The sequence below is a fragment of the Microvirga sp. GN3 genome (assembly GCF_055792825.1).
Window position 1 is genome coordinate 1 of sequence record NZ_JBVVAK010000307.1, and the last position, 3,831, is coordinate 3,831.

Sequence of the window (3,831 nt, forward strand, 5' to 3'; positions counted from 1 at the left end):
CTCGCGCAGAACCAGATACTGGGCCGGATGCTCAAAGATGAGTTCGGACAGCCATCGTGCATGCGCCCGGGTCCAAGGCTGACGGCCAGGGAAGACCCGCCCATGGCGCAACAGAAACGACTGCAGGTGCTGGCGCTTCTCGCGCAGATCTTCCATCGCGGCCTCCCGCGCCCGCACCAGCTCACGCACGGCCTCATGGCCTGGATCCGGCACCCAGATGGCGGTCAGTTCACCGGCCCGATGCAGTCGGGCCAGGCTCAACGCATCGCGCCGATTGGTCTTGACGCGCTCGCCTGGGCGTTTCGGGATGAGCGAGGGCGCGATGACCGCGCACTCATGGCCGAGCGCGGAGATCTGGCGCTGCAGGCCATAGCCGGTCGGGCCGGCCTCGTAGCAGAACAGCAGCTCACGGTACTTGCCGGCCAGCTTGTTGACCAGACGCCGCACGGCCTCAGGCGTGTTGTCGATGTCGCCGAGAAAGCGCACTTCGCCTTGGCGACCGTCTTCAGCCACGGCCACCGAGATCTTCCGTTTCGACGTATCCAGACCGACAAACACTTTGCTATTCTGCTGCATGGCTCGTCCCCTGTGCGGGAGGCTCGGCACCGGCCCATCCGGCGCAACCCTCGCTCATCGCATAGTGTGGACGAGCCACCTCCGCCGGCAACGAACATACGGTCTGCCCAAAGCCAACGAGAATCTCAGGTTAAGTGCCCAAACTTTCGTCTCAGGACCCAAGCTAAGTCACTGAAATGATTAGATCGCCTGTCTCACGCCAAAGTGCCCGGCGACAATGGCGGCCCGGAGGCGCTTGTCATAGGCGCTGGCCAGATCGTCCAGGGCCGCGACCGCGTCACCGGCAAAGGAGGAGCCGTGCATCAGGGCGAGGGTGCGCGGGGCAAGCTCCGCCAGCCGGCGAACCGTCGGCGCAATGCTCGGACCCAGGCTCGTGTCGTAGAAGATGTCCTCGGCCGCGAGCGCCGGGCCTACGATGTCGTGCTCCGTGATCGCAGGACCATCGCCCAGATGCGTGAAGAGATCGCCGCAGAACAGCGTTCGGCTGTTCTCCTCGTAGATCACCCCCGCATCCCAGCCGTGCGGCACATGGGGCGTGTCGATGTAGCGGATCCGCTTACCGCCGATGTCGATCACCTCGCCGCTCGACAGCACCCGCGGCGGCCGGTCGGCCATATCGTTCAATGACACAAGGCAGCCTGTCATCCCGTGTGCGACCTGCGCGTTCGGGGCAACAGCCAGCCATTCGTTCATGGCGCCGCACTCGTCAGCCTCATAGTGGCCGAAGGTGATCCAGCGCAGGTCCTGGACGGGCATGATCCGGGAGACCGCTTCCGACACCATCGGGAACATCCGCCGGAAGCCGGCATGGAACAGCATCGGCTCCTCGCCAAGGATGAGGAACTGATTGAAGGTGAAGCCGGCCGGCGGCACGATATCCGGCACGTAGGTCGAGAGGCGATAGATGCGGTCGCCGATCTCATCGATGCGGGTCTTCATCGGACTGCTCCCTGGATTGCCCCCGCGCCAAGCCAAAGATTAGAAGCGGCTTTGTGTCCGAAAATGCGGCAGGTACGGCCACTTCCGGGCGACCCCCGACGGCTCCAGTTTCGAGTCGTGGCGCGGGCCGCAACAGGCTATGATCCGGTCGACACGTCACCCTGTGCCATTCCATCGGGAGGAAGCCGACGATGTCCCGCCGCAAGCGCCAACGACGCCTGGAGGAGCACTACAGAAACCAGCTCGCCCCATGGCTGGTCGGCTCCGCGGGGGTGTGCGTCCTGCTGATGCTGGCCATCTACGTCGCCACCATGCCCCTGTGAACCCGCCCGACTTGAGCAACCCCAACCCCTCCATCGATCGGAGATCGTTGATGTCGCGCCCATCGCTCGCAATCATTGCAACACTTGCCGGATTGGGCGTGGTCCAAGCCCAGCATGCTCCCGCCTCGCCCTATGCTGGCTGGCAGCACCGGACGGTCAAGGCGCTCTCAAATGAGCAGATCGCCGATCTTCGCGCCGGCCGCGGCATGGGCTTGGCCCTGCCGGCGGAGCTCAATGGATACCCGGGCCCTGTCCATGTCCTCGAGCTGGGTGACCAGCTTCGGCTGACCGAGGAACAGCGCACCCGCGTGCAGAAGCTCCGTGCTGAAATGAAGGCCGAGGCTGTTCCACTGGGCGAGCGCCTGATCACGCAGGAAATGGACCTTGGGCGCCAGTTCTCCACCAAATCAGTGACGCCTGCGAGCCTGCAAGCGGCCACGACGGAGATCAGCGCCACGCAAGGCGCCCTGCGGCTCGCGCACCTGCGCTATCACCTCTTGACCCTGAACGTCCTCACACCCGAGCAGGTCAGGCGGTACGGCGAACTGCGGGGCTATCAGGCTGTGGAGGATCACGGGCACGGTTTCAAAGGTCACCATTAAGGCGTCGTCGGCACCTGACGGTGAATACTTCAGCCTGCTGTCATGCTGATACCCGCCGCGACGCGAAGGGTCGCGAGCGAGTCTCTGGACCGGATGAGACTTTCACATTCCGACCGTTCAACAACTGTCAGCTCTTGAGTGTCGAAGCGGATCAAGCTCTTTCGTCCGAGAAGTGCCGATAGTGTTGAAAAAGTCCGGAACTGCCGATTTTTGCGTGGTCAGCATACAGGATGCTGGGCCTGATCTCGCACGCTGACGCTACTAATAGACTGATGCAGCGGCGCCCGAGAGTTTTTCAACAAAATCTGCCAGAAGGCGACATCCTGGCTTTATCACTGGCACGGGTGCTTAACCGCTGAGGAGGCCATGGGCTTTTCGCGAACGGCCGTTTACGAGACCTCAGTCGCTTCTCGAAGCCTCAGGATCTCGTGCTCGGCATGACTGAACTCCTGCTCGCCGAAGCGATGGAGGCCTGAGGTTTCCTTCGGTCTCCCACGGGTCGAAGGCTGGACGTTTCAAGGCACACCCAGACTTGTCTTTTCAAACCGAGTGCTCGAATGGGACGGACACTCGTGTTCTCGATACGATGTGTGACCTGCGGCGGGCAGACAAGAGCGCTATTTGCCTGGTCGTTTGTAGCTCTCCGCGACCTTGCCGGCGCCGGCAAAAACCTGCTTGGCCTCCGCGGTTGTGAACGCTTCCGTCGTCTCGTTGTCAGTGATGCTGCCGGATGCGGCCGCCGCCAGAATGGCCGCTGACGCCTCTTTGGCGCTGGGCGCCTCTGTGATTATCAGAAAATCATAGTGGCCGAGGGTGACATAGAAGCTCAATAGCTTCCCGCCGGCGGCCTCGACCAAATTACGGACCGCCGGCAGGCGATCCTCGGGGTTGGCAACGAGGTTCCTGATGGACTCTGCCGAATAGCGGCCACGTGTGATGAAGATGGGCATCCGACTTCCTCCTGAGTTTGACCGGAGTTCTCAAACGCCAGTAACGGGCTGGACGGCAGCCCTTGAGCAACCCGCTAATCACACGCCCGCAAGCAGTAATCGTCAAGCGAATATGCTTATGAATTCGGTTAGATGGCATGCGAATAAGAAGTGTCTCATTTACTGAAATATCATCATGCTTACGACGCGCTGACAGAATATTTGCTGCCTGCCCGGACAATTGTCATTCGAATTTCGCTGAACGGGGCGTTACGGAGTGCGGCGCCGCGAGTGGTCAAAATCTGACACTTGGTTCCCAGGGCCAACCGGCTGGTGTTGACCCGATGTATGGACCGGCCGTGCGTCGCAAGAGGCTTTTCGAGATGGCGAGGTTGGTCTTGCGCTCATGGATCCGGCCCATGTGGAGCGATTGCTCCTGGCCATCATGGATATCCGCGCGCA

5 protein-coding genes are annotated in these 3,831 nt (G+C 61.8%); 2 read left to right on the plus strand and 3 right to left on the minus strand.

What is annotated here, in order from left to right:
- On the minus strand, positions 1–576 hold a 576-nt coding region (locus ACS5Q1_RS46905; RefSeq protein ID WP_473104627.1), incomplete at its 3' end, for an IS110 family transposase.
- Positions 577–756: 180 nt separating this feature from the next.
- Entirely contained in the window at positions 757–1,515 is a 759-nt protein-coding gene (locus tag ACS5Q1_RS46910) for an oxygen-binding di-iron domain-containing protein (RefSeq protein ID WP_473104628.1), read from the minus strand.
- Positions 1,516–1,706: 191 nt separating this feature from the next.
- Here ACS5Q1_RS46910 and ACS5Q1_RS46915 point away from each other — a divergent pair, with 191 nt between their 5' ends.
- Both ACS5Q1_RS46915 and ACS5Q1_RS46920 read left to right on the plus strand, forming a co-directional pair.
- Complete coding sequence (locus ACS5Q1_RS46915) at positions 1,707–1,838, plus strand: hypothetical protein (RefSeq protein WP_473104629.1); 132 nt, start codon at positions 1,707–1,709, stop codon at positions 1,836–1,838.
- 50 nt (positions 1,839–1,888) lie between these two features.
- Complete coding sequence (locus tag ACS5Q1_RS46920; RefSeq protein WP_473104630.1) at positions 1,889–2,440, plus strand: Spy/CpxP family protein refolding chaperone; 552 nt, start codon at positions 1,889–1,891, stop codon at positions 2,438–2,440.
- 617 nt (positions 2,441–3,057) lie between these two features.
- Here the strand turns inward: ACS5Q1_RS46920 and ACS5Q1_RS46925 are convergent.
- Positions 3,058–3,390, minus strand: coding sequence for a GYD domain-containing protein (locus tag ACS5Q1_RS46925; RefSeq protein WP_473104631.1), 333 nt, complete (start codon positions 3,388–3,390; stop codon positions 3,058–3,060).
- Between the last annotated feature and the right edge of the window lie 441 nt (positions 3,391–3,831).

Coding starts and splice junctions, on each gene's coding strand:
- ACS5Q1_RS46910 (WP_473104628.1), bottom strand. CDS start 1,515: ATGAAGACCCGCATCGATGAGATCGGCGACCGCATCTATCGCCTCTCG.
- ACS5Q1_RS46915 (WP_473104629.1), top strand. CDS start 1,707: ATGTCCCGCCGCAAGCGCCAACGACGCCTGGAGGAGCACTACAGAAAC.
- ACS5Q1_RS46920 (WP_473104630.1), top strand. CDS start 1,889: ATGTCGCGCCCATCGCTCGCAATCATTGCAACACTTGCCGGATTGGGC.
- ACS5Q1_RS46925 (WP_473104631.1), bottom strand. CDS start 3,390: ATGCCCATCTTCATCACACGTGGCCGCTATTCGGCAGAGTCCATCAGG.